Origin of the sequence: Sulfurimonas sp. HSL1-2 (assembly GCF_039645565.1) — a bacterium.
In the GTDB taxonomy this organism is placed as follows: Bacteria; Campylobacterota; Campylobacteria; order Campylobacterales; family Sulfurimonadaceae; genus Thiomicrolovo; species Thiomicrolovo zhangzhouensis.
Genome location: NZ_CP147914.1, coordinates 1,174,265 through 1,199,922, shown reverse-complemented (window position 1 = coordinate 1,199,922; position 25,658 = coordinate 1,174,265). Strand labels below are relative to the sequence as shown.

The 25,658-nt window shown below is 57.2% G+C and carries 24 protein-coding genes; 13 read left to right on the top strand and 11 right to left on the bottom strand.

The genetic code is table 11. From position 1 onward, the window contains the following. The first annotated feature begins 69 nt into the window (after positions 1-69). From ychF to WCX18_RS06085, 4 genes are all read left to right on the top strand, one after another. On the top strand, positions 70-1,170 hold the full coding sequence (gene ychF, locus WCX18_RS06100) for a redox-regulated ATPase YchF (protein WP_345990623.1): 1,101 nt from the start codon (positions 70-72) through the stop codon (positions 1,168-1,170). 79 nt (positions 1,171-1,249) lie between these two features. Continuing rightward, positions 1,250-2,008 carry a fumarate reductase cytochrome b subunit gene (locus WCX18_RS06095; protein WP_345990621.1) on the top strand — a complete coding sequence of 253 codons (759 nt, stop codon included), beginning with the start codon at positions 1,250-1,252 and terminating at the stop codon, positions 2,006-2,008. Beyond that, positions 2,005-3,993 carry a fumarate reductase flavoprotein subunit gene (locus tag WCX18_RS06090; RefSeq protein ID WP_345990619.1) on the top strand — a complete coding sequence of 663 codons (1,989 nt, stop codon included), beginning with the start codon at positions 2,005-2,007 and terminating at the stop codon, positions 3,991-3,993. Before WCX18_RS06095 ends, WCX18_RS06090 begins: the two co-directional genes overlap by 4 nt. Beyond that, positions 3,986-4,723, top strand: coding sequence for a fumarate reductase iron-sulfur subunit (locus tag WCX18_RS06085; protein WP_345990617.1), 738 nt, complete (start codon positions 3,986-3,988; stop codon positions 4,721-4,723). The genes WCX18_RS06090 and WCX18_RS06085 overlap by 8 nt, the downstream gene beginning before the upstream one ends. A 15-nt stretch (positions 4,724-4,738) precedes the next feature. On the opposite strand, the gene WCX18_RS06080 is transcribed toward WCX18_RS06085, so the two are convergent. From WCX18_RS06080 to WCX18_RS06070, 3 genes are read right to left on the bottom strand one after another with little or no spacing between them, the layout of a single operon-like run. Next, positions 4,739-5,557, bottom strand: a complete 819-nt coding sequence (locus tag WCX18_RS06080) for a phosphatidylserine decarboxylase (RefSeq protein ID WP_345990615.1) — start codon at positions 5,555-5,557, stop codon at positions 4,739-4,741. Next, on the bottom strand, positions 5,554-6,642 hold the full coding sequence (gene truD, locus WCX18_RS06075; RefSeq protein ID WP_345990613.1) for a tRNA pseudouridine(13) synthase TruD: 1,089 nt from the start codon (positions 6,640-6,642) through the stop codon (positions 5,554-5,556). The genes WCX18_RS06080 and truD overlap by 4 nt, the downstream gene beginning before the upstream one ends. 8 nt (positions 6,643-6,650) lie before the next feature. Next, complete coding sequence (locus WCX18_RS06070) at positions 6,651-7,475, bottom strand: thiamine-phosphate kinase (RefSeq protein ID WP_345990611.1); 825 nt, start codon at positions 7,473-7,475, stop codon at positions 6,651-6,653. A gap of 116 nt (positions 7,476-7,591) precedes the next feature. On the opposite strand from WCX18_RS06070, the gene WCX18_RS06065 reads away from it, so the two are divergent. From WCX18_RS06065 to WCX18_RS06045, 5 genes are all read left to right on the top strand, one after another. Further along, positions 7,592-8,794 carry a diguanylate cyclase gene (locus WCX18_RS06065; protein WP_345990608.1) on the top strand — a complete coding sequence of 401 codons (1,203 nt, stop codon included), beginning with the start codon at positions 7,592-7,594 and terminating at the stop codon, positions 8,792-8,794. Positions 8,795-8,942: 148 nt separating this feature from the next. Next, positions 8,943-10,655 (top strand): succinate dehydrogenase flavoprotein subunit, encoded by a 1,713-nt coding sequence (sdhA, locus tag WCX18_RS06060; protein WP_345990606.1) that lies wholly within the window; start codon positions 8,943-8,945, stop codon positions 10,653-10,655. A gap of 10 nt (positions 10,656-10,665) precedes the next feature. Further along, the gene (locus WCX18_RS06055) at positions 10,666-11,646 is read left to right on the top strand and encodes a succinate dehydrogenase/fumarate reductase iron-sulfur subunit (RefSeq protein WP_345990604.1); all 981 of its coding nucleotides are present in this window, start codon (positions 10,666-10,668) and stop codon (positions 11,644-11,646) included. A 9-nt stretch (positions 11,647-11,655) separates the two neighbouring features. Then, complete coding sequence (locus tag WCX18_RS06050) at positions 11,656-12,540, top strand: CoB--CoM heterodisulfide reductase iron-sulfur subunit B family protein (RefSeq protein WP_345990602.1); 885 nt, start codon at positions 11,656-11,658, stop codon at positions 12,538-12,540. A 54-nt stretch (positions 12,541-12,594) separates the two neighbouring features. Continuing rightward, positions 12,595-13,371, top strand: a complete 777-nt coding sequence (locus WCX18_RS06045; protein ID WP_345990600.1) for an exodeoxyribonuclease III — start codon at positions 12,595-12,597, stop codon at positions 13,369-13,371. An 81-nt stretch (positions 13,372-13,452) separates the two neighbouring features. On the opposite strand, the gene WCX18_RS06040 is transcribed toward WCX18_RS06045, so the two are convergent. Further along, positions 13,453-13,779, bottom strand: coding sequence for a hypothetical protein (locus WCX18_RS06040; protein ID WP_345986709.1), 327 nt, complete (start codon positions 13,777-13,779; stop codon positions 13,453-13,455). A gap of 93 nt (positions 13,780-13,872) precedes the next feature. Between WCX18_RS06040 and WCX18_RS06035 the strand changes: the two genes are divergently transcribed. The 3 genes from WCX18_RS06035 (at position 13,873) to WCX18_RS06025 (ending at position 15,690) form a co-directional block, all read left to right on the top strand. Continuing rightward, entirely contained in the window at positions 13,873-14,370 is a 498-nt protein-coding gene (locus WCX18_RS06035; RefSeq protein WP_345990598.1) for a GNAT family N-acetyltransferase, read from the top strand. Between the two features lie 237 nt (positions 14,371-14,607). Beyond that, the gene (locus WCX18_RS06030) at positions 14,608-15,147 is read left to right on the top strand and encodes a hypothetical protein (protein WP_345990596.1); all 540 of its coding nucleotides are present in this window, start codon (positions 14,608-14,610) and stop codon (positions 15,145-15,147) included. A gap of 159 nt (positions 15,148-15,306) precedes the next feature. Then, positions 15,307-15,690 (top strand): hypothetical protein, encoded by a 384-nt coding sequence (locus WCX18_RS06025; RefSeq protein WP_345990594.1) that lies wholly within the window; start codon positions 15,307-15,309, stop codon positions 15,688-15,690. Between the two features lie 147 nt (positions 15,691-15,837). Here WCX18_RS06025 and mog read toward each other — a convergent pair whose 3' ends face one another. From mog to WCX18_RS05990, 7 genes are all read right to left on the bottom strand, one after another. Beyond that, entirely contained in the window at positions 15,838-16,371 is a 534-nt protein-coding gene (gene mog / locus WCX18_RS06020; RefSeq protein WP_345990592.1) for a molybdopterin adenylyltransferase, read from the bottom strand. Between the two features lies 1 nt (position 16,372). Further along, a complete protein-coding gene (gene bioV, locus WCX18_RS06015) occupies positions 16,373-16,885 on the bottom strand; it encodes a pimelyl-ACP methyl ester esterase BioV (protein ID WP_345990590.1) in 513 nt (170 codons plus the stop codon). After that, complete coding sequence (locus WCX18_RS06010; RefSeq protein WP_345990588.1) at positions 16,872-18,515, bottom strand: AAA family ATPase; 1,644 nt, start codon at positions 18,513-18,515, stop codon at positions 16,872-16,874. The genes bioV and WCX18_RS06010 overlap by 14 nt, the downstream gene beginning before the upstream one ends. Then, complete coding sequence (gene mtaB, locus WCX18_RS06005; RefSeq protein ID WP_345990585.1) at positions 18,502-19,749, bottom strand: tRNA (N(6)-L-threonylcarbamoyladenosine(37)-C(2))-methylthiotransferase MtaB; 1,248 nt, start codon at positions 19,747-19,749, stop codon at positions 18,502-18,504. The genes WCX18_RS06010 and mtaB overlap by 14 nt, the downstream gene beginning before the upstream one ends. After that, positions 19,746-21,821 carry a mechanosensitive ion channel domain-containing protein gene (locus WCX18_RS06000; RefSeq protein ID WP_345990583.1) on the bottom strand — a complete coding sequence of 692 codons (2,076 nt, stop codon included), beginning with the start codon at positions 21,819-21,821 and terminating at the stop codon, positions 19,746-19,748. The genes mtaB and WCX18_RS06000 overlap by 4 nt, the downstream gene beginning before the upstream one ends. Beyond that, entirely contained in the window at positions 21,818-22,873 is a 1,056-nt protein-coding gene (gene aroB, locus WCX18_RS05995; protein ID WP_345990581.1) for a 3-dehydroquinate synthase, read from the bottom strand. The genes WCX18_RS06000 and aroB overlap by 4 nt, the downstream gene beginning before the upstream one ends. Positions 22,874-22,947: 74 nt before the next feature. Next, positions 22,948-24,351: a TrkA C-terminal domain-containing protein gene (locus tag WCX18_RS05990; protein ID WP_345990579.1), complete on the bottom strand. Its 1,404-nt coding sequence runs from the start codon at positions 24,349-24,351 to the stop codon at positions 22,948-22,950. A gap of 185 nt (positions 24,352-24,536) precedes the next feature. On the opposite strand from WCX18_RS05990, the gene tgt reads away from it, so the two are divergent. Further along, positions 24,537-25,658: a tRNA guanosine(34) transglycosylase Tgt gene (tgt, locus tag WCX18_RS05985; protein WP_345990576.1), complete on the top strand. Its 1,122-nt coding sequence runs from the start codon at positions 24,537-24,539 to the stop codon at positions 25,656-25,658.

Sequence of the window (25,658 nt, the reverse complement as noted above, 5' to 3'; positions counted from 1 at the left end):
TCCCCTAACCCGTCCCTAACCGCCGAGAGAGTACAATGTCGGACTTATTCTTACAGACAGGAAACCATTATGGGATTAGCCATCGGACTCGTCGGGCTGCCGAACGTCGGAAAATCAACTACTTTTAACGCGCTCACGAAGGCGCAGAACGCGGAAGCGGCCAACTACCCCTTTTGTACCATCGAACCGAACAAGGCGGTCGTCCCCGTCCCGGATCCGCGCCTGGACGCCCTGGCGAAGATCGTCAACCCCGAGCGTATCCAGCACTCCACCCTCGACTTCGTCGACATCGCCGGCCTCGTCAAGGGTGCCAGCAAGGGTGAGGGTCTGGGGAACAAATTCCTCGCCAATATCCGCGAAACGGAAGTCATCCTGCAGATCGTACGCTGCTTCGCCGATGACAACGTCGTGCACACCGAAGGGAGCATCGACCCGCTCCGCGACGTCGAGATCATCGAAACCGAACTGATCCTCGCGGACGTTGAAATGCTGCAGAACCGTATCGACCGCCTCAAGAAACAGGCCAAAGCCGACAAGAAAGCGCAGACAATGGTCGACTTCGCCCAGACCCTGCTCGACCACCTCGACCAGGGCAACCTTGCCCGCAGCTTCCCCGACATCGATGACGACCGCTTCGCCGAACTCAACAAGGATCTGCGCCTGCTGACGGCCAAGGAGATCATGTACGGCGCCAACACGGATGAAGACGGCCTGCTCGAGGACAACGAGTATGTTCAGCGTCTTGCAGCCCATGCCGAAGCGCAGAACTGCGAGGTTATCAAACTCTGCGCGAAAATCGAGGAGGAGCTCGTCGGCCTGGAAGACGAGGAGCGCGACGAATTCCTGCGCGACCTCGGCGTCGAGGAGTCCGGACTGGAGCAGATCATCCGCAAAGGCTTCGATAAACTGGGGCTGATGAGCTACTTCACCGCCGGCGTCAAGGAAGTACGCGCCTGGACGATCCGCAAGAACACGACGGCGCCCAAGGCTGCCGCCGTCATCCACAACGACTTCGAAAAGGGGTTTATCCGTGCCGAGGTCATCAGTTATGATGATTTTATCACCTGCGGCGGTGAATCCGGTGCCAAAGAAGCCGGTAAAATGCGTCTCGAAGGCAAGGAGTATATCGTGCAGGACGGCGACGTCATGCACTTCCGCTTTAACGTCTAAGTAACCTATCTTTTCCATGGCGTTACCGAAACGTAAAAGCCACTTGCTACAATGCAGACAAGTTTTTCAAGGAGACGCCGTGAATGACGTGATCGAAGGGATCGTCGGAAAGACGATCAGTGGTCAGCGAAGCCGCACGCCCGCACGCCTCGACTATATCCAGAGTGCGACCGGGCTCTTTTTGGCGCTGTTTATGTGGGCGCATATGTTTTTTGTCTCATCCATTCTCATCAGCAACGATTTCATGTACGCTGTCACCAAGTTTTTCGAGGGTGCCTGGCTCATTGACGGCGGATCCCCGCTCTTCGTATCGCTGGCCGTCGGGATCGTCTTCGTCGTTTTCATCGTGCATGCCGCCATCGCGACGCGGAAATTCCCCGTCACCTATCGTCAGTTCCGTGCGTACCGCAGCCATATGAAGATGATGAAACACAGCGACACCAACCTCTGGTTCGTCCAGGCACTGACCGGCTTCTCAATGTTCTTTATGGGCTCCGTACACCTCTACATTATGCTGACCAATCCCGGCAATATCGGGCCGTACGCTTCGGCGGACCGCGTCGTCACCGGCTGGATGTGGCCGCTGTACATCCTGTTGCTGCTGGCCGTCGAACTGCACGGTTCCATCGGCCTCTACCGCCTCTGCGTCAAGTGGGGCTGGTTTGAAGGCAAAAACGCCGCCCAGAGCCGCAAACGCCTCAAAAAGGTCAAATGGGGCGTCACCGCCTTCTTCCTCCTCCTCGGAACACTGACGCTGATCGCCTATATCAAGATCGGTATCGACCATGCCGGCCATGCAGGCGAACGCTACATTCCCGCTTCAGAGGTGTCACAATGAAGATCCACTACAGCGACGTCCTCGTGATCGGCGGCGGTCTGGCCGGACTGCGTACCGCCATCGCAACCCAGACCCGGGGACAGAATACGACGGTCCTCAGCCTCGTGCCGGTCAAACGCTCCCACTCCGCCGCGGCACAGGGCGGTATGCAGGCCAGTCTGGCCAACAACGTCATGGGCAAAGGCGACAACGAGGATGTTCATTTCGCCGATACCGTCAAAGGGAGCGACTGGGGCTGCGACCAGCACGTGGCACGCATGTTCACCCACGTCGCCCCCAAAGCCATCCGCGAACTGGCGGCTTGGGGCGTGCCCTGGAGCCGGGTACGCAAAGGCCCCAAAAGCGTTGTCATGAACGGGCAGCGCGAAACGCTGCATGAAGCGGAGGAGAGCCACGGCCTGATCGATTCGCGCGATTTCGGCGGCACAAAGAAATGGCGGACCAACTATACGGCGGATGCCACCGGCCACACGATGCTCTATGCCGTTGCCAACCAGGCGCTCAAAGTCGGGGTCGAGGTGATTGAACGGGTCGAAGCGGTCAAGCTGATCCAACGCAACGGCGTCTGCGAAGGGGCCGTCGTTATGGACCTGACCAACGGCGAATTGAGCGCCTATATCGCCAAGGCGACGGTCATCGCCACCGGCGGGTACGGCCGCATCTACGAATCGACGACCAATGCCGTTATCTGCGAAGGGACCGGGCAGGCGATCGCGCTGGAGACGGGCATCGCCCGCTTGGGCAACATGGAAGCGGTACAGTTCCACCCGACGGCGATCGTCCCTTCGGGCATCCTCGTTACAGAGGGGTGCCGCGGTGACGGCGGGGTCCTGCGCGACGTCGACGGCTACCGCTTCATGCCCGACTACGAACCCGAAAAGAAAGAGCTGGCCAGCCGCGACGTCGTCTCGCGCCGCATGTTCGAGCATATCATGAAGGGCAAAGGGGTCCCCTCCCCCTACGGCGACCACCTCTGGCTCGACATCTCCATCCTCGGCCGCGAGCACATCGAGAAGAACCTTCGCGACGTCCAGGAGATCTGTATGAACTTCCTGGGGATCGATCCGGCCGACGAGGGGGTATGGATCCCTGTCCGCCCTATGCAGCACTACTCCATGGGCGGCATCAAAGTGGAGTACACCGGCCATTCGCCGCACCTCAAAGGTCTTTTCAGCGCCGGTGAGGCCGCGTGCTGGGACATGCACGGTTTCAACCGCCTCGGCGGAAACTCGGTGGCCGAGACCGTCGTCTCCGGCATGATCATCGGCGAGTATGTCGCGGATTACGCCGAAAACTGCCGGATCGAGATCGGTACGTATGATATCGAACAGGCCATTGCTGCGTTTGACCGTGAACTCGACGACATCCTGAACCACGGTGATGCCAACGTCTGCGAAGAGAACATCTATGCCATCCGCAACCGCATGCGCAAGATCATGATGGAGAAGGTCGGCATCTTCCGAAACGGCGAGGAGCTTCAGGCGGCCTACGATGAACTCGAAAGCCTCTACAAAAAGAGCAAGAAGGTCTGTCTTCAGGTGCAGTCGAAAAGCGCCAACCCCCAGCTGCGCGCGACCTACCGCACCCAGAAGATGCTGCGGCTGGCACTCTGTGCCACCAAAGGGGCGCTGCTGCGCACCGAGAGCCGCGGTGCCCATACCCGTACCGACTTCCCCAAGCGTGACGATGCCAACTGGCTCAAACGCACCCTGACCTACTGGAACCACCAGACGGACAGCGTCGAAGTGGAGTATGAAGCGCTGGACATCGACCGTATGGAGATCCCGCCGGGCTTCCGGGGATACGGGAAAAAAGGCAATACGATCGAAAATCCCAAAAGCGCCGAACGGCAGGCGGAGGTCGACGGTTTCCGCGAAGCCCACCCGGAGCTGGACCGCCACGAGACACAGAAACGGCTGATGCCCTTTGAAATGCCGGAAAAATACCGGGGCAAGAACGAACGTATAGGAGTCGGTGATGAGTAAGCTGTATGAAAAAGGGCGGATGCTGAAGTTCCACATCCTGCGCTACAACCCCCTGGATAAAACCGACAGGCCGCATATGCAGACCTACGAGATCGAGGAGACGATGGGGATGACGATCTTCGTCGCCCTCAACGTCATCCGCGAGACCCTCGACCATACCCTGCAGTTCGACTTCGTCTGCCGGGCCGGGATCTGCGGCTCCTGCGGCATGGTCATCAACGGGACGCCGGACCTCGCCTGTAAAACCCTTACCAGCCATTTCGACGACGGCGAGATCACCCTGATGCCGCTGCCGGTCTTCGAGCTTATCGGCGATCTCTCTGTCAATACGGCCAAATGGATGCAGGAGATGACCGCAGCGGTCGAAGGGTGGATCGTCACGAACGAAGAGGTGGATATCGACAAGGTCGAAGAGCGGATGGACCCCGATACGGCCGACGAGATCTTCGAACTCGACCGCTGTATCGAGTGCGGCTGCTGTGTCTCGGCCTGCGGAACGAAACGGATGCGCGACGGTTTCATCGGTGCCGTGGCGCTCAACCGCGTCGCCCGCTTCGAAGTCGACCCCCGCGACAAACGTACGACAGAGGACTGGTATGAGATCATCGGCAACGACAACGGCGTCTTCGGCTGCATGAGCCTGCTGGGCTGCGCCGACGTCTGCCCGAAGCACCTGCCGCTTCAGTCCAAAATCGCCTACCTGCGGCGCAAAATGGTCGGGATGCGCTGAGCGGCGTGAGCCGTCTCAGCCGATAGTTGCGATCGTGTCGCCGAAGCGGACCTTCTGTCCCGCTTCCACGCCCAGTTTCATTCCCGCTTTTTCCGTGATCATGACGATGGTCGAACCCATTTCGAAACAGCCGAAATCGTCCCCTTTTTTAAGGTAGAGATCATTGAAAGTGTAAGCGGTCGGCTGTTGGGCATCCGCGTTGGTCTGGATACGCGGCTCGAAACCGATCTGCATCTTGCCGACGTTGAGCGCCCCGACAAGGACCAGATAGATCAGCGTTCCCTGCTGGCTCTCGCACTCCAGGACCACCCGCTCGTTCTCGATAAAGAGGTCGGCCCGCTTGTTGAGCGAAGGCATGTTGACCGGATAGAGCTTGCCGGGGATATGCACCGCCTTGCGCACTTTCATGTTCGTCGGCACGTGGTAGCGGTGGTAGTCGCGCGGAGAGAGGTAGAAGTTCATGAACTGCCCGTGCTCGATGCGGTCCTTGTTCGCATCGTCGATCTCCGACCCCAGCAGCTCACGGACACAGTAGGACATCCCCTTGATCTGCAGCGCCCGCGTCGCGTCGAGATCGCCGCACTCGGTGATAAGGCTGTCACACGGCGAGATCAGGTCGTCGGCGTCGTTGGAAAAACGGCGTGACGCCTTCAGGTGCCGGGTAAAGAGCGCGTTTAGCGAACGGTAGGTGACGGGCGAGTGGAACTCGCTCATATCAAGCCCCATGATGCTGACATACCCCTGGTTGACGATCTTCTGGAACCATTGGGGGAACTCCTTGGACGCGAACCGTCCGAACTGCTGCGAAATGGTGTTGGTGATATGGCGTGTCATGCTTCCTCGTCGTTGTCGATTTTTCGTTTGGCGATCTCTTCGATCAGTACGGTCGCGTAGGAGCCTTTTGGAAGGCTGAAATGCAGCTCGTACCAGGCCTCTTCCTCGCGGTATTTGCCTTCCACGTCCTCGGGGAAGATCCAGGCATAACGGCGCTGTCCGTCGATTTCGTGAACGGCGTCATACTCTTTTTCGATGACCCTGGAGAGGCCGGAGGAGCGCATGGCCCGCTTGCCGACGAGCAGGCCTGTCGGGACGATATCACGTTCCATATAGCGCTCGATCTCCTCGTCGCCGCCGTCAAACTCGAAGGGGCGCCCGTGCGGGTAATGCATCATCACGTCCCCTTCGATGAGCTTGTAGGGGTGCGGCTGTAATTTCAGCTTCGTCAACTGCTCCTCTGTCATGTTAAGCAGCGGGGCGATCTCTTTGGCGTCGAAGGTACCGATCAGCGTACTTATCTCGATACGACGGCTGAGCCAAAGGTTGAAGAGGTGGCTTTGATATGCATTAATATAAAGTCGTTTGAGCTTGACGTTGCGCTCCTTGATCTTGCCGCGCAGCAGGGCTTCGCCCTTCTTCCAGTTCTCGCCGCCGATACCGAAACGCTGGTAGCCGAAAAAGTTCGGCATGCCGTAGGCCGCGATCTGTTTGAGGGCTTCGTCGATCTTCTTGGCCGCCGTCGGTGTGACCTTTTTCAGACGAATGAAGAAGCGGTTGCCCTTGAGGTGCCCCATGTGGATCTTGTTCTTGTGGTAGGTCTTCTCAAGAATCTTGACGTTTTCATGGCTGAAGCTCTCGAGCTGCTTTTCGTACTTCTTCGGCAGGGAGATGTACTGCGTCGTCATCGCGTTTTTATCTTTGAGTCCGGCATAGCCGATCTCTTTGCCCTTGATGCCGAGGTGCTTCGCCAGCAGGGAAATAAGGTCCCAGGTGGCCAGGTTCTTCTTGCGGACGTGTAGCACAAGGTGCTCGCCGTTGCCCGTAAACGGGTACAGGGGGATCTCATTGACGACGAAGTCGCGCACGCTCTGTTTGAACACAAAGGGGATCGGCGCATGCTGCAGATAATAAAAACGGTCCATAGTACTCTTTAAAAGTGGTGTGATTTGCACGGATTCTTGTAACGGGTCCGTGCAGCCCGTGCGAAAACAGTCAGCGGCGTGCGGTGCTTGCGCGCAAGGTATTCGACGCGCTTGCGCATCCGCGGTGCGAAGGCGATCAGCATCTCGTACTCCTCGCCACTGCACCCGGCCGCCCTGCTCATGGGACGCAAAAACGCAAAGCCGACCCGGTTCAGGTCGGCCAGACGCTGCAGGTCGGTATAGATCCCGTCGGAGATATCCATCCCTGCCCGCAGGTGAGACGCGGCATCGGCGATGAACGCACGGCGCAGCAGCGGCCGCACATAATGCGACTGTGCATGCGCCCTGCGGCCCGCCAGCAGATACTGCAGCTCTTTTTTCGCTTTCCCGACCCTGCCGGTGAAGGCCAGGAGGTCCCCCGGCTTGATTCCGCTGCGGCGCAGCGGTCGGCGCGTCTCGGAAACAATGGTCAGCGAAATGATCAGCCGGTCACTCTTGACGGTATCCCCGCCGATGAGTTCGCACTCAAAGGCCGCCGCCGCCTCAACAAAGCCCGCCGCCAGGGCATCCACCTCGTCGGCACGCATCGACGAGGGGATACCGATCGCCAGCAGCGCATAGCGCGGTACGGCGTTCATCGCCACGGCGTCGGAGATGTTGACCGCGAAAGCCTTGTGGGCGATCTGCCGCGGGCTCATCCAGGCGCGCTTGAAATGCGTCCCTTCGATAAAGGCGTCATTCGAATAGACAAAAGAGCCGATCACGGCCCCGTCGTCCCCGATCCGTCTGGATGCGGCGGCGACGGAAGCGATAAAACGTTTTTCCAGATCCATAATAAGAGAAGAATTCTACTCCACTCTCGCTTGCGGCGCCTTTACACAGGGGCCGTCATAAGTGGCACTTAATGAAACACCAATTAAAATTAGTGAAAAACCACAAACGGGACATTATGAAGACATCGATCAAAAAACTGTTGAGTTCGGTGCAGTTCAATGCGACACTGTTGATGCTGTTCACCCTTCTGAGCGGGCTGCTTCTCGCCAGCTCGCTTGCGACCTATAAACGGATCGACAATATTGCAGAACAGGAGAAACTCGCGCGCTCCCTCGGCGAGATGCAGCGCGAAGACCCCGCCCTTGCCCGCATTAGCTCCAGCGGCGTCCTCAGCCGCCTGCCGATCCTGATCGATGCACTCGACGCCGAAGCGCCTTACGAAATCGCCAACAGCCTGATCATCAGGGAAGCCGCACTGCGCAGCAAATACACCAAAATGCTCCGCGAACGCGCACGGACCTTGAACATTGCGACATCCGCCTATTTCAGCGACACCGTTGCATCACCGTCGAAACATGCGCAAATGCTTGATGCGATTGATGACTACATCGCCGTCTTTTATCCGCTGACAAAACTGCAGAACCGCGTACTCTATTACTACAGTCTGCTCGTCGCGGCCAGCATCGCGCTTGTTTTCCTCTGGAGCTTCGTCGTCATGGTCGCCAGCCGCAGTGCTGCCAGAACGATCCTGGCCGATATCCATGCACTGCAGCCGCAGGAGGGAGCGACCCGTACGACGGTCAAGTATAAAACGACCGAAATCAACAGTATCGCCCTGAAACTGCGCCAGGAGGGCGGTGAAGCCGCCGCGTCGGGCAACAAAAAGGACGAGGTGACGCAGCTGCCGAACTACGAGGGGGTCAAGATGGGGTTTGAGCGCCGTCCGTCCGGTTCAAAGGAGATGCAGGCCTATGTCTGTATCTTCGAGATCGACAACTATTCCAAGCTCATCAACCACTTCCCGCAGAGCGTCATCGACCCCATTTTGATCAAGATCACCTCCATTATGAAACTGCACAAGATGCAAAATGACCAGATCGGCCGGATTCACGGCGGACAGTTCATTACCGTCTTCCTGCGCAGCGACAAACAAAAAGCGATGGACGAATGTAACCATATCCGCCAGATGATCGAGGAGAACCGTTTCAAAATGCCACACGACTCGTTCCCGATCACGCTGAGCGGCGGCTTTGCCTCCAAAACCGCCTCCCAAACCCTCGATGATGCCGTCAAAAATGCCAAAGAGCGCCTGAAAATCGCACAGGAGAAGGGCGGCAACTGCGTCTCAGACATGAGCAACAATACGAAAATATTATAGATTTTCCGTCAGAAGCCCCTGTTTGAGGGGGTTTCTGGTTCATTTTGTAACACCTTTCTCTTCTGCTCCCCACCACAAATGGTTTAACCGAAACCTACCCTTTCAATCGCTATAATCTGACGAATATTTACGTTTACGAAGGAAGGTTATGAGTATTCCTATTTATACTTATGATGCGGTAATCGTCGGTTCCGGTCTGGCAGGCTCAGCGGCTGCCAGAGAGCTGCAGATCGCCGGCAAGAATGTCGCCGTCATTACCAAACTCCACCCGCTGCGCTCCCACTCCGGTGCGGCGCAGGGCGGTATCAACGCAGCGCTCAGCGATGCCGACAGCATCGAACTGCACGAATTCGACACCGTCAAGGGTGCGGACTACCTCGCCGACCAGGACGCCGTCGAGCTGATGTGTCAGAAAGCGCCGTCAACGATCCGCTGGGCAGAGCGTATGGGAGCGGCTTTCAGCCGTACCGACGACGGCAAGATCGCCCAGCGCCCCTTTGGAGGCCAGTCCTCTCCGCGCGCCTGTTTCGCGAAAGACCGCACGGGTCTGACCCTGCTCCAGACAATCTACGAGCAGGCACTGCGCGTCGGCGTTGATTTCATCGACGAATGGTATGCCGCCGACATCATCTATGAAGACGGTAAGGTCAGCGGTGTCGTCGCCTTCAATATTCGTAACCAGGAAAAGGCGATCTTCAACGCCAAGGCCGTCATGTTCGCCACCGGCGGATACGCGCGCGCGTTCAAGATCAGCTCCAACGCCCACGCCAACACCGGCGACGGCCTCTCCATCGTTGCACGCCACGGCCTGCCGCTCGAAGATATGGAATTCGTCCAGTTCCACCCATCAGGGCTTTCGGGCAGCGGTATCCTTATCTCCGAGGCGGCCCGCGGTGAAGGCGGGAAATTGCTCAACTCCGAAGGCGAACGCTTCATGGAGCGCTACGCGCCGAACAAGCTTGAACTGGCCTCCCGCGACGTCGTCGCCCGCGCCATCATCAACGAGATCCGCGAAGGCCGCGGGGTCGGCCCGCGCAAAGACGCCGTCTACATCGACCTGACCCACCTGGGCAAAGAGAAGATCATGGAGCGCCTGCCCGAGCTGCGCGACCTGGCCATCACCTTCCTCGGCCTTGACATGATCAAGGAGCCTATTCTTATCTCTGCGACGGCCCACTACTCCATGGGCGGTATCCCGGTCGACATCGACGGACACGTCCGTAAGAACAACGACGAACTCGTCGAAGGCTTCTACGCGGCGGGCGAATGTGCCTGTGTCAGCGTTCACGGTGCAAACCGCCTCGGCGCCAACTCCGTCCTGGAAGCCCTGCTCTTCGGACGCCACGTCGGCCAGAGCATGGTCGCGGACATCGACAAGCTCTTCCTGCGCGAAGCGGAGCAATCCGATGCCGATGCCATGATCGAAGAGATGGAGCGTATCCTCACGTCCAACGGTAAAGAGACGGTTCCGGGCCTGCGCAATGAACTGCAGCAGAGCATGACGGACAACGCCGGCGTCTTCCGTACCGAAGAGACCCTCTCCAAGCAGGTCGAGATCGTCAAGGAACTGCGCAAGCGCTTTGCGAACATCCGCATCGACGACAAGTCCAAGATCTTCAATACAGACCTTCAGGAGGCGATTGAGCTGGGCCACATGCTCGATTACTCCCTCTTCATCGTCGAAAGCGCCCTCGCCCGCAAAGAGAGCCGCGGTGCGCACTACCGTGAGGACTACACGACACGCGATGACGAAAGTTTCATGAAGCACACAATGGCCTACATGGACGAAAACGGTGACATCAGCCTCGACTACATGGCGGTCACGCCGGGCAAATTCGAGCCGCAAGAGCGTACATACTAAGGGGAATAAGATGACAACGATTACGACACAAACCATTACATTCAACGTATTCCGCTTCAATTCGGAAACGGACTACCTCCCCTACTACAAAAAGGTCGAGATGGAGGTCACCTCCGAAGAGGTCGTCCTCGACATTCTCAACCGCATCAAGTGGGAAGTCGACGGCAGCTTCAGCTACCGCCGCAGCTGCCGCCACGGGATCTGCGGGGCCTGTGCCATCAAGGTCAACGGCAAAGGTGTCCTGGCCTGTAAAGAGCGTATGAACGACCTGATCGAACTCTTCGGTACCGAGCTCACTCTCGAGCCGCTCAGTATCAAGCGCGCGGTCAAAGATATGATCATCGACAAAGAGGACTTCTGGGTCAAGCATGAAGCGATCGAGCCCTATCTGATCAGCCACATCGAAGAGCACCCGGAGATGGAGTGTGCAGTCACGCCGGCACAGGCCGAAGCGCTGCTGGACTCCGACTACTGTATCCAGTGCGGGCTCTGCCATTACTCCTGCCCGGTCATCGAGATAAACGACGACTTCATCGGGCCTGCGGCATTCGCCAAAGCCTACCGCTTCAACGCCGACGTGCGCGACGACGGGATTGACGAGCGTCTCGACATCATCAACGCCCCGTCCGCAGGGGTCTGGGACTGTGTCAAGTGTTTCGAATGTGCAGAGGTCTGCCCCAAAGAGGTCAATCCGATCGAAAAGATCACGAAGCTGCACAACCAGATCTTCGAGCACGGCCGCGCTATCAACAACGTTGCCACGCGCCATGCCGTCGGCTTCGCGCACTCCATCAAGAAGCACGGTCTGCTTGATGAAGCGGAACTCGTTCGCTACTCCGAGGGCACGCTCCCGATGCTGATGAAACACGGCAAGGTCGGATTCAAGATGTTCAAGGTCGGCAAAGTCGTTATGCCGTGGAACATGCCGAAATCGGACAAACTCGACGAGGTCAAAGCCCTGATCAAATCGTCGTCAACGGTCAAATTCTAAGGATAAGTCATGGAAAAGAAACTCACATACGCCCTCTTTACAGGATGTACCGCCAAGGAGAGTACGCCGGAGCAGCTGATGTCGACGTACGCCGTCGCCAAAAAGCTCGGCATCGAACTCGTAGAGCTTTCCGAAGCGACCTGCTGCGGCGCATCCCACCTGCAGGACTATGACGATTTCCTGTCACTTGTCCTCAATGCGCGCAACATCTGCTACGCCGAGTCCCGCGGCATGACGATGGTCACTATCTGCAATACCTGCCAGCTCAACACGGCGATGACAAAGCACCGCCTCGACAGCGACCCGGAGCTCAAAGCCCGCGTCAACGAAAAACTGGCGGAAGTCGGCCTGGAGTACAAAGGCACCTCCAAGATCACCCACTTCCTCTACGCCCTGATCGACGACTTCGGTCTCGAGACGATCAAAGAGAAAGTCGTCACGCCGCTGAGTCAGTTCAACATCGCACCGTTTTACGGCTGTCATAACATCCGCCCCTCCGAACTGCAGAACGAGACGCATGACAGCGCGGAGAATGCTTACAACCCGAACTCCCTCGACGAGCTCATCATCGCCCTGGGCGGTGTCAACGTCGACTACGAGGAGAAGAACAAATGCTGCGGCTTCCACGCCGAGCTGCAGGCGCCGCACACCGCGGCGGTCCTGACAGGTAAAGCGCTCATGGGTGCGATGGATGCCAACGCGGACTGGATGGTCACACCCTGCCCGCTGTGTCACCTGAAACTCGACACCCAATATGAGCACGCCAGCCACGCCGTCGGCCGCGACGTCAAGATGCCGGTCCTTCACATGCAGCAGATGGTCGGCCTGGCCCTGGGCTGTGCGCCGTCCGAACTCGGACTCCAGCACCACGTCTCCAAAGTCAACTTCGTCTAACGACTACAAGGGGCGCCACCCGCGCCTCTCCCCTGCTCTCACAAGGTACATTTTATGTCCGATACAATCGAAATACTTTCATGGAACGTCAACGGTATCCGCGCCGTCGCCAACAAGCAGGCACTCAAATGGGTCGATGAACGCCGTCCGGACATTCTCTGTCTGCAGGAGATCAAAGCGACCGCGTCCCAGTTCCCCGACGACCTCTTCGACACCAACTATGCCACGCTGACCATCAACAGCGGCGAGCGCAAAGGCTATTCCGGTACAGCGACCTTCTCGCATTATGTACCCGAGTCGTCCGAGTTCTGCCTCGACATCGACAGCGAGCATGAAGGGCGCATCATCCAGCACGATTACGACGACTTCACCCTCTTCAACGTCTATTTCCCCAACGGACAGAAGGACGAAGAGCGCCTGGCGTACAAGATGGCCTTTTACGAAAAGTTCCTCACCTACTGCGACGCGCTGCGCGATGAAGGCAAAAGTATCGTCATCTGCGGCGACGTCAATACGGCCCACCGGGAGATCGACCTGAAAAACCCGAAGTCAAACGCCAAGACTTCCGGCTTCCTTCCCGAAGAGCGCGCCTGGATCGACAAGCTCATCGAGCACGGCTACATCGACACCTTCCGCTACGTGCACGGCGATATCGAAGAGGAGTACAGCTGGTGGTCCTACCGCTTCAGCGCCCGCACGAAGAACGTGGGGTGGCGGATCGACTACTTCTTCATCTCAGAAGACCTGACAGAAGTGCTCGAAGACGCCTTCATTCTCCAGGATGTCGAAGGCTCCGACCACTGCCCCGTCGGCATCCGCCTGGCGCTCTAGCGCTTCAACAGTTATATATTTCGATAAATAATTCTATGGAACAGCCCCCGCAAGGGAGCCTGTTTCGTATGAAAGTGCGGTTTAGAGTCTTGTCAGAAGGACGATAACGAACGGTACGGGCGCCTTGGGCGCTTTCGCCGCGTCAAAGACGCCGCAGAAAGCCTTGGCAACCTCATAGATCTGCGGTATGGTATATTCATGATCGTAGGCTTCATCCAGAACTTCCTTTGTCTTGTCGACGATGATCCCGATCTCATCACAGTCGATGTCGTGGGAGTGGATTTCCTTGTCCCATTTGCAGGCATGGTGAAAGGTGTGGAAGTAGGTTTCGATATCTTCATCACTCAGGTCGTCGAGCAGATGGTACTGGCGGACAAAATCGATTACCTCGTGGAGTTTGCAGGTCATTATTTTCCTTTTTACTTTCGTTGCACTAAAATATGCATAACGTATTCGCGTGCACAATATTTAACATCTAGAACTGCGATCATAAGGTAGATAATGAACATTCAAATCGTAAAAGCAGACTATTGCAATGAAATACACTGGGCCGACATACCGATGTTGCTTGACGCCTATGCACGTGACCCTATGGGCGGCGGACAGCCGCTCAAAGAGACGGTTAAAGCCAGCCTGGTTTCAGAACTCGCCAAACGCCCCTACGCCTTCACCGTCATCGCCTACGCAGACGGTAAACCGGCGGGACTAGCCAACTGCTTCGAGGGTTTCTCTACGTTCGCCTGCAAACCCCTCGTCAATATCCACGACATCGCCGTACTTCCAGAGTACAGAGGGATTGGCATCAGCCAGAAACTGCTGGAAAAGGTCGAAGAGATTGCAACGGAAAAAGGCTGCTGTAAGATCACTCTCGAAGTGCTTGGCAATAATGCAGTCGCGCAGGCTGCCTACAGGAAATTCGGCTTTGCCGCCTACGAGCTGGACCCCGCGGCGGGCAGCGCGCAGTTTTGGGAGAAAAAGCTTGATTTAGCTCTTTTATAGAGACTTCCTTCGCTCCCCACATGGTGCTTCCCCCATAAAATTATTTAACATCCAAACTGTCTGTAAATCCATTGGTTGGTACATTGCTGTACAAGAGAAGGTACTATCATTTACCGAAAACCATAATTCATCTTGCAGTATTATTCTCGCTCAAATATCACATTAAATACAATTAATGTTATTTTGTTTTATTTACTACAGTAATCTCTAAATAAAAATGCTCTATAGTACACAAATATGTCTGCTGATAAACAGTCACTGCATCAGCTTTACAGTGCAGGAGAAGCAATGAAAATAATAGTAATAACGGTTTTAGCCGTAGTGCTTTCAGGGTGTCTTTCTACCTATCAACCAATACCCGACAACTATAATGGCAATACATCGACTATCAATGACTCTTTTACGAATAAAGAGGACACCAGTGCACATTTCTTCTTACTCTATAAAATTGATGACAATCATGTTCAGCAAAGCTGGGGAAAAACACGTATGGATAACTATGGCCAGGGCATGCGCTTCACTCCCAGCATGGTTTCTAGAGAAGTAATGTCCAAAAAGCAAAAATTGACTTTGAAAGGATTGGTGTTTTTTCCGACAGATGCACAACTGCTTTTCGGAGACGACATGAGTATAATCAAAGAGTTTATATTTACGCCGGAAGCCGGCGAAACATATACTGTTAGAGGAAAACTGTCCGAGTCCGGTTCCAGTGTTTGGCTCGAAAACTCAGCAGGTGAAATTGTTGAGGGGAGTCTGGGCAAAATAGTTAACAAGTAAAAATACTAAACTACCCCCTATTTACACCATTCCAACTGATGAATTACGTAAAAATGAACAAGCTTGTCATACATAGATCAACAAATCAGAGGAATCCAATCAAAAACCCACAGGTAGCTTTTTGATTGCCCATTTTCAACGTTATACAAAAGGAAAGATATGAACATCAAACTAATAATGAGCGGTATAGTCATCTTGTCTGTATATGCACTGATAGGCTGGTTGTCGACTAGGGTCAAGAAAGAACCGTCAGACGTGCCCATCAATCTTGGGCTGGTGATTCTCGGTGGTGCGATTGGATGGGTGGTCGGGATTTTTCTCACCCCTTATACCGCAGGACAAAAAGCTGAGTTTGCAGAGTACGCATCCGTCATTGCACTATTCTCATCCGGTTATCTGGTCGGCAAAGTTGATGCCGCAATTTCGCATATGCTCAGACCGGAGAACCTGTTTACACCAATGGTGGGGTTCAGGCTCATAATAACCTTTTCATCATTCCTATTGGGTATGCTGGTGACGGTAGTCATTAGATACTATGCCTAACAAACTCCATACAAGGTACTGCCGCGCTGCTTTTCTTTCTCCCTATCGGCTTTATCTTCTACTTTCTGCTGTTGCAGAAGCCACAACGAGTGTGCATCAATCAAACAGAGGAAAAGCCGTCCTCCAAATGCAAGGGGCTCTCCGCGTCTATTTCGCCTTCGGGCGGAAGGTCTTGATGACGCTCTCGTCAGTGACGAGGTAAGGGCCGCCGATCAGGTCGATGCAGTACGGCACGGCCGGGAAGACGGCGTCAAGGCACTCGCGGATGGATTTCGGTTTGCCCGGGAGGTTGATAATGAGAGACTTGCCGCGGATGCCCGCCGTCTGGCGCGATAGAATCGCCGTCGGGACGTACTGCAGGCTCACCTGGCGCATCAGCTCGCCGAAGCCCGGCATCATCTTGTCGCAGACGTTCTCCGTCGCTTCCGGGGTGACGTCGCGGGGGGCGGGGCCGGTTCCGCCCGTCGTGACGACGAGGCAGCAGCCCGCTTCGTCGCAGAGTTCTTTCATCGTCGCTTCGATCGTCTCCTGATCGTCGGGGATGCAGCGGTATTCGATCTCGAAACTGCTCGTGAGGTACGCCGTCATCGTCTCCTGGATTGCCATGCCTGAGATGTCTTCGTAGATACCGGCGCTGGCGCGGTCAGAGGCGGTGATGACACCGATTTTGATATTGCTCATATTATGCTCCTTGCAAAAAGTGGTTGTACTCTTTAAAATAGTATATAGTCGCGTAGGGGTTGAAGAACGCCCGGGCCGCATCGGCATCGATGACGGCGTCTTTTCCGCCGAGGTAGACCTCGATATGCACCCCGCGTTCGTTCAGCTCACGCAGCAGCTTTTCGGGCCAGGGGAATCCCAGCAGCTCTTCGAGCGCCTCTTCACCCTCGTCGTAGACGGTAACGTCGCGGACAGGATACGGCGCAAAACAGCTCTCGATAAAACGCGCGCGGTACGCCGCGCTGTCGCGCTTGTACCCCTTCATTTGCAGCCGCTTGAAACTGTCGGGCTTATTGCAGAAATAGGCCGGGGAAAAGAGCTGCAGCGTGTCGATGCGCCGCTCGCTCTGCAGGACGCCGTAGAGCGCCTTGATGGCCCCGTAGCTGAACCCCGCGACCGTGAAGTCGTTTTGCAGCAACCACGGTGCGAAGAAGGCCGATTCGTCTTTGAGGCAGAAACCGCTATAAAACCGCATCGATCCGGGCTTTGATCTCCTCTTTGGAGATGCTTTCGCGCTCGAGCAGCACGTCGACGATGCCGTCCACCAGGGCCGTTTTACCCTCCAGCAGTGCCCGCGTCTCCGTCTCGAGGCGTTCAAGCATCTGCGGCAGTGCCTCCTGCGGCGGCAGCAGCGAATCACCCATACCGTACTCGAAGAGCATCGCTTTGGCCAGTGTCAGTGCGGCATTGATGTCATCCTTGGCGCTGGAAGTGTGTTCGCGGTAGCGGATGTCGCACATGATCTTGCCGGCAAGCAGCATGCGGACATGCGACTCGATTTCGTGGCGCATGAGCGGTTCGGAGAGGGCGGGACGGATGCTCTCCGACCCCAGCATGACTTTTTCAAAAGGAAGGTCAAACCAGGTGGCGGCCACGGCCTTGGCGGCCAGGTAGGTCGCCCGGCACTCTTTCTGTTCGTCGTTGAGAATCGGCAGACGTTTCTTGCCGTAGGCAACCTTGTCCTTGACGGCCAGGATGTCCTCCATGCGGACATGGATCTGGCGGTGGCGCAGGGAGTGCAGCGCCGCTTCGTTCACCAGTGCCGCCAGTGCCGCCCCGTTGAAACCGACGGTGATCTCCGCGATCGCTTTCGCATCGACGCTGTGGGGGATCTTCTCCAGGTATTTGGCGATGATCGCTTCACGTTCGGCAGGCGTCGGGAGATCAACGAAGATACGACGGTCGAAGCGGCCGGCACGCAGCAGGGCCGGGTCGAGCACCTCGATCTTGTTCGTCGCGGCGATGACGATGATGCCGCTGGAGTCCGTAAAGCCGTCCATCTCGGTCAGCAGCTGGTTCAGGGTCGCTTCGCGCTCCTCGTTGCCGCCCCCCTCGCGAATCTTGCCGACGGCGTCGATCTCGTCGATAAAGATGATGGCCGGGGCGTTGGACGCGGCGGCACGGAAGAGCTCGCTGACCCGTTTGGCCCCCATCCCGACATAGATGTGTACGAAGGAAGAGGCGCTCTGATAGTAAAACGGCGCATTCGCTTCGGCGGCAACAGCCTTGGCGATCATCGTCTTACCGACACCAGGAGGGCCGACCAGCAGGACACCCTTGGGCAGACGCGCCCCGAAACTGCGGTAGCGCTGGGGATTCTTGAGGAAATCGATGATCTCTTCAAGCTCCTCCTTGACGTCGCTGATGCCGCCGATGTCGCTGAACGTCACGTCGGAGACGACCGGCTGGACGCGGTAGGTCTGTTCCGGCGCACCCGCCACCTGTGCCGACCTAACCGATGCACCCGGGAAGCGGCGGTGCTTCATCCAGTAGCGCAGCAGCAGCGAAGCCGCCCCCAAAATAATGATAAGGCTCAGAATGGCGATGACGACGGCACCGCCCTCCTCTGTTTTGACAACGTAGGCATCGAATGTCCCGGCGGGCACCTGGGACTTGATGATGCTGAAACGCCCCTCGGCGCTGCGCAGCAGGTAGGAGCTTTCCCGTTCGACGACCTGCTTCAGATCGCCCGAGGCGATCAGCGTGTTAAGCTGATCACGGCTGATCGGCTTGGTGGTATCGCGCAGGAACGCAAAAAGGGTCAGTGCAATGAGCAGCACCGCCGAGGCGGCGATGATCCACTTGGCTTTGTCAGACGACTGCATGGTTGTACTCCTCTTCGGCCGTGGCGGATTCGATCCGGATCCAGTTACCCTCGAGATCGGCCTCGCTGTCGATGAGGATCTTGTTGTAGTACTGGTCGTACCCTTGGTAGCGGCCGTCTTCCGTCACGGACTCGACGAGCACGTCCAGGTCCGTGCAGTGTTCGCGGCGGAACGCGAGGTTGTTGGCGTCCACCAGGGCCGTCAGCTGTGCAAGCCGCTCCTTGGCGACAGCCCCGCTGATCTCGGGTTTCATCGTCGCCGAAGGGGTACCGTCGCGCTTGGAGTAGGTAAAGGCGTGCACGTGTGTCAGCGGCAGCTGCTGCAGGTGTCTCCACGCCTCGTCCCAGCGCTCCTGCGTCTCGCCGGGGTGCCCGACGATGAAGTCCGTACCCAGCGCGAACCCTTTCGCGGCCAGTTCGGAAAAGAGCTTCAGGTCCTCGTCGAACTTGTTGCGGCGGTTCATCAGTTTGAGCATCTCTTTCGAGGTGTGCTGCAGAGCGATATGGAGGTGGCGTTCCAGCCACGGCTCGTCCAGGAGTTCCTTGAACGCGTCGGTGATCTGTACCGGTTCGAGCGATCCCAGTCGGATGCGGCGAACGCCGCGGATGAGGCTCATCTTCTGCAGCAGGGTCGCGATGGATCGGTTCTCCCCCTGCCCGTAGCTGCCGATATTCGTCCCCGTGAGGATAAACTCGCCGAAACCGTTCGCGGCCAGCTTGGCAACCTGTTCAAGGATCACCTGCTCGTCCACGCTGCGCGCATCGCCGCGCACGAAGGGGATGATGCAGTAGCTGCAGCGGAAGCTGCACCCCTCCTGGATCTTGATGAAGGCGCGGCTTTTGCCGACGAACTGCTCGACGACGTTGTTGTCGATGAACTCCAGGTCGCCCAGTTCGTAGAAGCGGGTCTTGCGCTGCAGCAGTTCGTTGATCTTCGCCTTCTCGGACTGCCCGAAAACCCCCTGGACCTTCCCTTTTTCGAAGAGAGATTCGCCCTTGGTATGTGCGCCGCACCCCGTCAGCATCACGGTCCGTCCCGCACGCTCCTGGGCGTTGATGTAGCCCCGCACGCCCGTGTCGGCCCCGTTGGTGACCGTACAGGAGTTGACGACGACGATATCCGCCGCCGATTCATCCTCGGTGACTTCAAAATCCTGCAACCGCCCCATCATCACCTGCGTATCGAAGACATTGGTCCGGCAGCCGAAGGTTTTGAAATAGACTTTGGGCTTCATACCGGCTCGCCCTCTTCCGGCAGGGACCTCGGCTGCGGCAGCGGTTCGTTCTGCAGACGCAGACGCTGTGTCGGGTAGGCAATGGTAATGTCCTCTTCTTTGCCGTAGGCATCGAGGATCTCCATGGAGATCGTGCTTCGCAGCGTCAGGGTCGCGTAGGCGTTGGTGAGGTACCAGGCGCTGATGCGTATCCCGTTCTCTTCCGCGAAAGCGTAGATGCGCGGCTCGACGTTCGTATTTTTGAGATTATAGCGGCTGCGCAGCTTGTTGAGCTGGTTGCGGGTGATATCCGTATACCCTTTGGCGAATTTGCGCGTGATCTCTTTGGCAATAAGCTGCGCCTTCTTGTGGTTCGAGTCGAAGGTGACCGTGATGTCGATCCCGTCCCAGACCGTCTTGAGCGAGACGTGGGTGTAGTTGGCGATCATCTCCGTGAAAATGTAGTTGTTCGGGATGAAGATAACCCGGCCTGCGCGGCGGTTATGCATGTAGGTCGTCAGCGTAATGTCCTCGAGGATCGTGATCCGCAGGAGCGAGATATCGAGGACATCCCCGACATACTGCTTGCCGTCCTTGTCGACGCGGACCCTGTCCCCGACGTGGATGGAGCCGCCGAAAACGATGACGAGCCACCCGAGCATGCTCATAAACCAGTCCTTCATCGCAATGGCGATACCGGCGGAGGCGAACCCGAGCACGGTGACGAGGTAACTGACGTTCTCGATATAGTTGAAGAGCAGGACCAGGATGATCAGCGAGACGTTGGCGAAGGTGATGACCTTGTTCGCCATGTAGAAACGTTCGTTGTCGCTGATGTACTTCTTCGCGATCTGCTTCATGATGAAGAAGATGATGAGCAGGAAAAGGATGATGCCGCCGATATTGGCCAGCTTGAAGAGCTGCTCCTCGATCGCCTTGTTGATCTTGAGCTCAATCTCCTCGACACGCTTGGCGTAAACGTCCGCCGTATCCTGCAGCGTCGAGTAGGCAGTCTGGTATTTGTCCGTCATGGAGTCAAGACTGCCGATCTTCTTGACGTAGTCCTCACTCTCGTCGACGTCGGCCAGGCTCACCAGGAGCTGGCGTTCGTCCAGCAGGAGCCGCAGGTAGCGCTTGAGCTCGTCGCCGCGCTTGATGTATTCGTTGAGCTGTTCGCGCACCTTTTTATTGTAGGAGACCCCGGCGAAAATATCGATGGGGTTGCTGATCTCCGGTGCGGTCTCGATCTCTTCGGGTTTGAGCAGGTCCGCGAACGGGGACGCGGAGTGCGACTGCAGCAGGGAGAGCTGATCGCTCATGATCTTCTGCTTCGCCAGCATGGCGTCGCGCTGCTCCGTCTGGGCATCGGTATCGTCGGAACGGTCGATGGCGTCGATCTGCTCCTGCAGCGCCGCAAGATCCTTCTTGACATCCTGGTAGGTCAGGTAGGCCGTATAGCTCTTCTGCCAGATATTGCTTTTGTCCAGTTCGTCTTTTAACTCGGACTCCTGCTTCCGCAGGTCGTTGACGCGTGTCAGGCGTGCATCGGAAAGGTGGGCGATGCGCTGCTGGATGCGGTTGAGCGTCTCCAGGGCGAAGGTGCTCACCTTGAGGGACTGCTGCACTTCGGCGGAGTCCCGTGCCGTCCCCAGAAGCGCATTGAGGCTTTTCTGCTTGATCTGGAGATCGGATTTGAGCGTTTCAAGTTCGGCAGCTTTCGATTCATACCGTCGGTACATGTCGGTATGGATGGAGAGCTGTTCGCCCGTGGGCTGGACGTAATATTCGACGACAGCTACCGCGCCTGCATTGATACGCCCCAGTTCCGTTTTCAGGCGTTCACGCTCGCGCTCCAGGCGGCGGAGGACATCGGCCTTGCCTGCGGTCTCCGGGTTCTGCAGCGCCACATCGATCTGCGCCAGACGCTCCTGCAGGACATGACGAAGCGCATACGCATCAACGGCACTGTTCCAGGAAACGGCGCTCTGCTGTTTCGAAGCTTTCTGCACCGGAGCATCTGCCGCCGACGCAGCCGGAGCGCCAAGCAGCAGCATTGCGGTAAAAAGAAGCGTTCCGGCGATGCGCTTGATCATTGGGCATCCCCCGCAAAACCGCGCAGGATTTTCATGACCGTGTCGCGGGCGATGTCGTTGGGCATCACGACGCCGCCGAGGTGGTTGGGAAGGATGAAAGTGATACTGTTGTCACCGCTTTTTTTGTCGAGGAAGAACGCTTCGTAGAACGCCTCGACGTCGGCAATGGCGTACCGGACCGGCAGATCATAGCGCTCCAGCAGCCGCTCTACCCGTTCCGCTTCAACGGCGTCCATCAGGCCCAGTTCGAGCGCCAGACGGTTGGCCATCACCATGCCGATGGCGACGGTCTCACCGTGCAGGTAGGTCGTATAGTTCGTTTCATTCTCGATGACGTGTCCGAAGGTATGCCCGTAGTTCAGCGCCGCGCGCAGTCCGCGCTCTTTTTCGTCCTGGGCGACCACGGACGCCTTTGTCTGAACCGAACGTGCCACCGCTTCGGCGAGCTGTTCGGGACGGGAGAGGTCTGCACTCTCCAGCCATGCGAAAAAGTCCGCATCGAAGGTGACCGCCATCTTGACGATCTCCGCAACGCCCGCGGCGAATTCACGCGGCGGGAGGGTTTCGAGGAAGTGCGGGTCCGCGTAAACCGCGATGGGCTGGTGGAAGGCACCGACAAGATTCTTGCCGTAGCGGTTGTTGATCCCTGTCTTACCGCCGACGCTGGCATCGACCTGGGAGAGCAGCGTCGTCGGGATCTGGATAAAATCGATGCCGCGCTGGAAGATGCTGGCAGCGAACCCGGTCATATCGCCGATGACGCCGCCGCCGAAGGCGATGAGGACGGAACTGCGGTTGAAACGTGCCTCGAAAAGCGCGCCCAGTACCGTCTCGATGCTCTCCCAGTTCTTGTACTGCTCCCCGTCGGGAAGCGTGATCACTTCCACCGCCGGAGCTTTAAGGCGTTCGAGCAGGTAGTCCAGGTGCAGCCCGGAGACCGTCGGGTTCGTGACGACGGCGACTTTTTTGTCAAAGGTGAGCGCAGGCAGCGCGTCGATATAGATCTTGTAGGAGGTGTCAATAGTCTTTTTGAGATCGATGTCTACGGTCATTCTCTATCCGAAAAAAAATTAGTGACTTATAATACTTAAATGAGGCTTACACCCATCTTGAAGCGGCATGCTTCCTAGAGGACCGGGATGAAAAGCTGGTGGAAATGGTCCAGGTGGAATGAGAGTCCCTGCAGATCCGTGGAGAAAAGGGAGAGGATCGGCCGCTGCATGACGGTCTCTGAAAAGGGGATGCACTGCACGAAGCGGTCCTCTTTTTTCAGGATGCGCAGGGGGTTGTCCGTGCTTTTGCGGATGGAGACGGACTGCGAGAAGATCGCCGAGAGGTTCTGATAGTACTGCTCCACCTGCTCCTTGAAGTCATTCTCGTCCTGCTGATACTCCAACAGCTCGATCATCCACTCCATCTGCGACGCCATGTCGAACATTGTGGTGGTAATCTTCTCGACATCCTCGGATTCGGAGAGCAGCATGACCGCGCGCTTGACGTTGTGCATCTGTCCCGACGCCATTTTCAGCACCGGGACCTTGAGATCATAGAGCACTTTGCGGACGGCGTCGGTGCCGAAGAGCTTGCGTGAAACGACGATAAACCCTGCATGGAAATGGCGTTTGTCGTTGCTGAGAAGGTAGGCCTCGCCTTTGCGGTCATAATCGATCATCACCTCTACCTCGGGTGAGCGCAGCTGCTTGATCTCGCGCAGAGCATCCAGATCGCCCGGATTGGTGACGCGGATATAGAGTTTGCGGCGGAGGCGTTTCTGGACAAAGATGGTTTTGCGCAGCATCGGGACGATCTCCTCGGCCCGGTCGACATCCATGTCAAAGAAGAGGTAGATGGTGCTGCCGTAGGGTGCAGGGAAGTGTCCGAGCTCCCGTTTGAACGAACGGTAGATGGAGATAAGGACGTCCGGTTCGCCGACGAGCAGCAGCAGGTCGTTGGGGTGGATCAGTGTGCGCTCCGTGGGCAGGATGAGACGCTGGTCACGGTAGATGCCGGCGATGCGCCACTGCGACTGCTCGATCGCCCCGACATGGCGGTAGACGTAGGCGCTGCCGAAGGGGACCAGCACCTCCATCACCTCGCCCTCCCCCATGCCGACGTTCTGGGCAATCACGGGGACATTGGGGAGGTAGTCGATGAGGCGGGCGGAGAGCTGGTCGTTGACGTCGATGGTCAGGGTATTCGGGTCGTCGATCTTGAGGTCCCACTGGTCCAGCATAATGACACGCACCGACGGTTTCTCCGCCCGGATGTTTTCCAGGGTGTTTACGGCGTCCAGACGGCTGCTCATCACCAGCATGATCTGCACGAAGTCCATCTTCAGCACATTGCTGAGCTTGTAGCGGCTTGTCGGATCGAAGGTGAAGAACTTGAACCGGTCCGGACCGGCCTTCTCGTACTGACGATCCTTCATCTGGATAACGTAGTAGAGATTGTCTTTGGAGTACGCTTCGATGGCCCGCTCGACGAGATGTTCGCCGATCGTGCAATCCGTGATGATGAGAATTTTTTTCATGGTCATGTGTCACGGCGCGGGACGGATGCCCGGGCCGTGCGAATACCTTCTTTCTTCAGCGGTGGAAGGGCGTCGCCGGAATGGAGCATGGCGTACCCTTTAAATTATCGGCAGACATTGTAGCATAACTGCGTGTTTAGGGGCATTGCGTTACAATTCCGCACCTCATTTCCATAGAGAAGCCCATGACATTTACCCTCGAAGCGACCAGCGGCAACGCGCGCGCCGCCACTATTGAAACGGCCCACTCCACCATCCAGACCCCGGTCTTCATGCCCGTAGGAACGGTCGGCAGCGTCAAAGCGCTCGACATGCAGGATATGGCCGAACTTTTAGGCGCCAAGATCATCCTTGCCAACACTTACCACATGTACCTGCGCCCGGGGGACGACAGCGTCGCCAAACTCGGCGGACTGCACAAGTTCACGACCTACCCGAACAGCTTTCTGACCGACAGCGGCGGCTTCCAGGCCTTCAGTCTCAGCGACATCTCCAAGGCCGATGAGAACGGCATCGAGTTCCGCAGCCACATCGACGGCTCCAAACACTACTTCACCCCCGAAAAGGTGCTGGACATCCAGTACAACCTCGGCAGCGACATCATGATGATCCTCGATGACCTCGTCGCCCTGCCCGCCACGCGCGAGCGCATCGCCCTCTCCATCGACCGTACGACCCAGTGGGCACAGCAGTCCATCGACTACCACCGCCGAAAACAGAAAGAGGGTGTCGGCGTCGACCAGAACATCTTCGCCATCATCCAGGGTGGAATCGACAAGGAGTTCCGCGCCAAATCCGCGACCGAACTCTGTGCGCTCGACTACGACGGTTTCGCCATCGGCGGGCTCTCCGTCGGCGAGGCGAACGAGGATATGTACGACACCGTTGCACACACCGTCCAGTACATGCCCACCGACAAGCCCCGCTACCTCATGGGCGTCGGCACCCCCGAGGACCTGATCGAGAACATCGACCGCGGCGTCGACATGTTCGACTGCGTCATGCCGACGCGCAACGCCCGCAACGCGACACTCTTCACCAGCTTCGGGAAGATCAACATCAAGGCGGCACGCTACAAGCTAGACGAGGCGCCCGTGGATCCCGAGTGCGACTGCTACACCTGCCGCCGCTACAGCCGTGCCTACCTGAACCACCTCTACCGTGCGAAAGAGCTTACCTACTTCCGGCTCGCCTCCATTCACAACCTCCACTACTACCTGAACCTGATGCGCGAGGCGCGCGAAGCGATCCTCGAAGGGCGCTGGAGCGACTTCAAAGCGGCGTTCTACCGCAAACGCGAGGGGTGA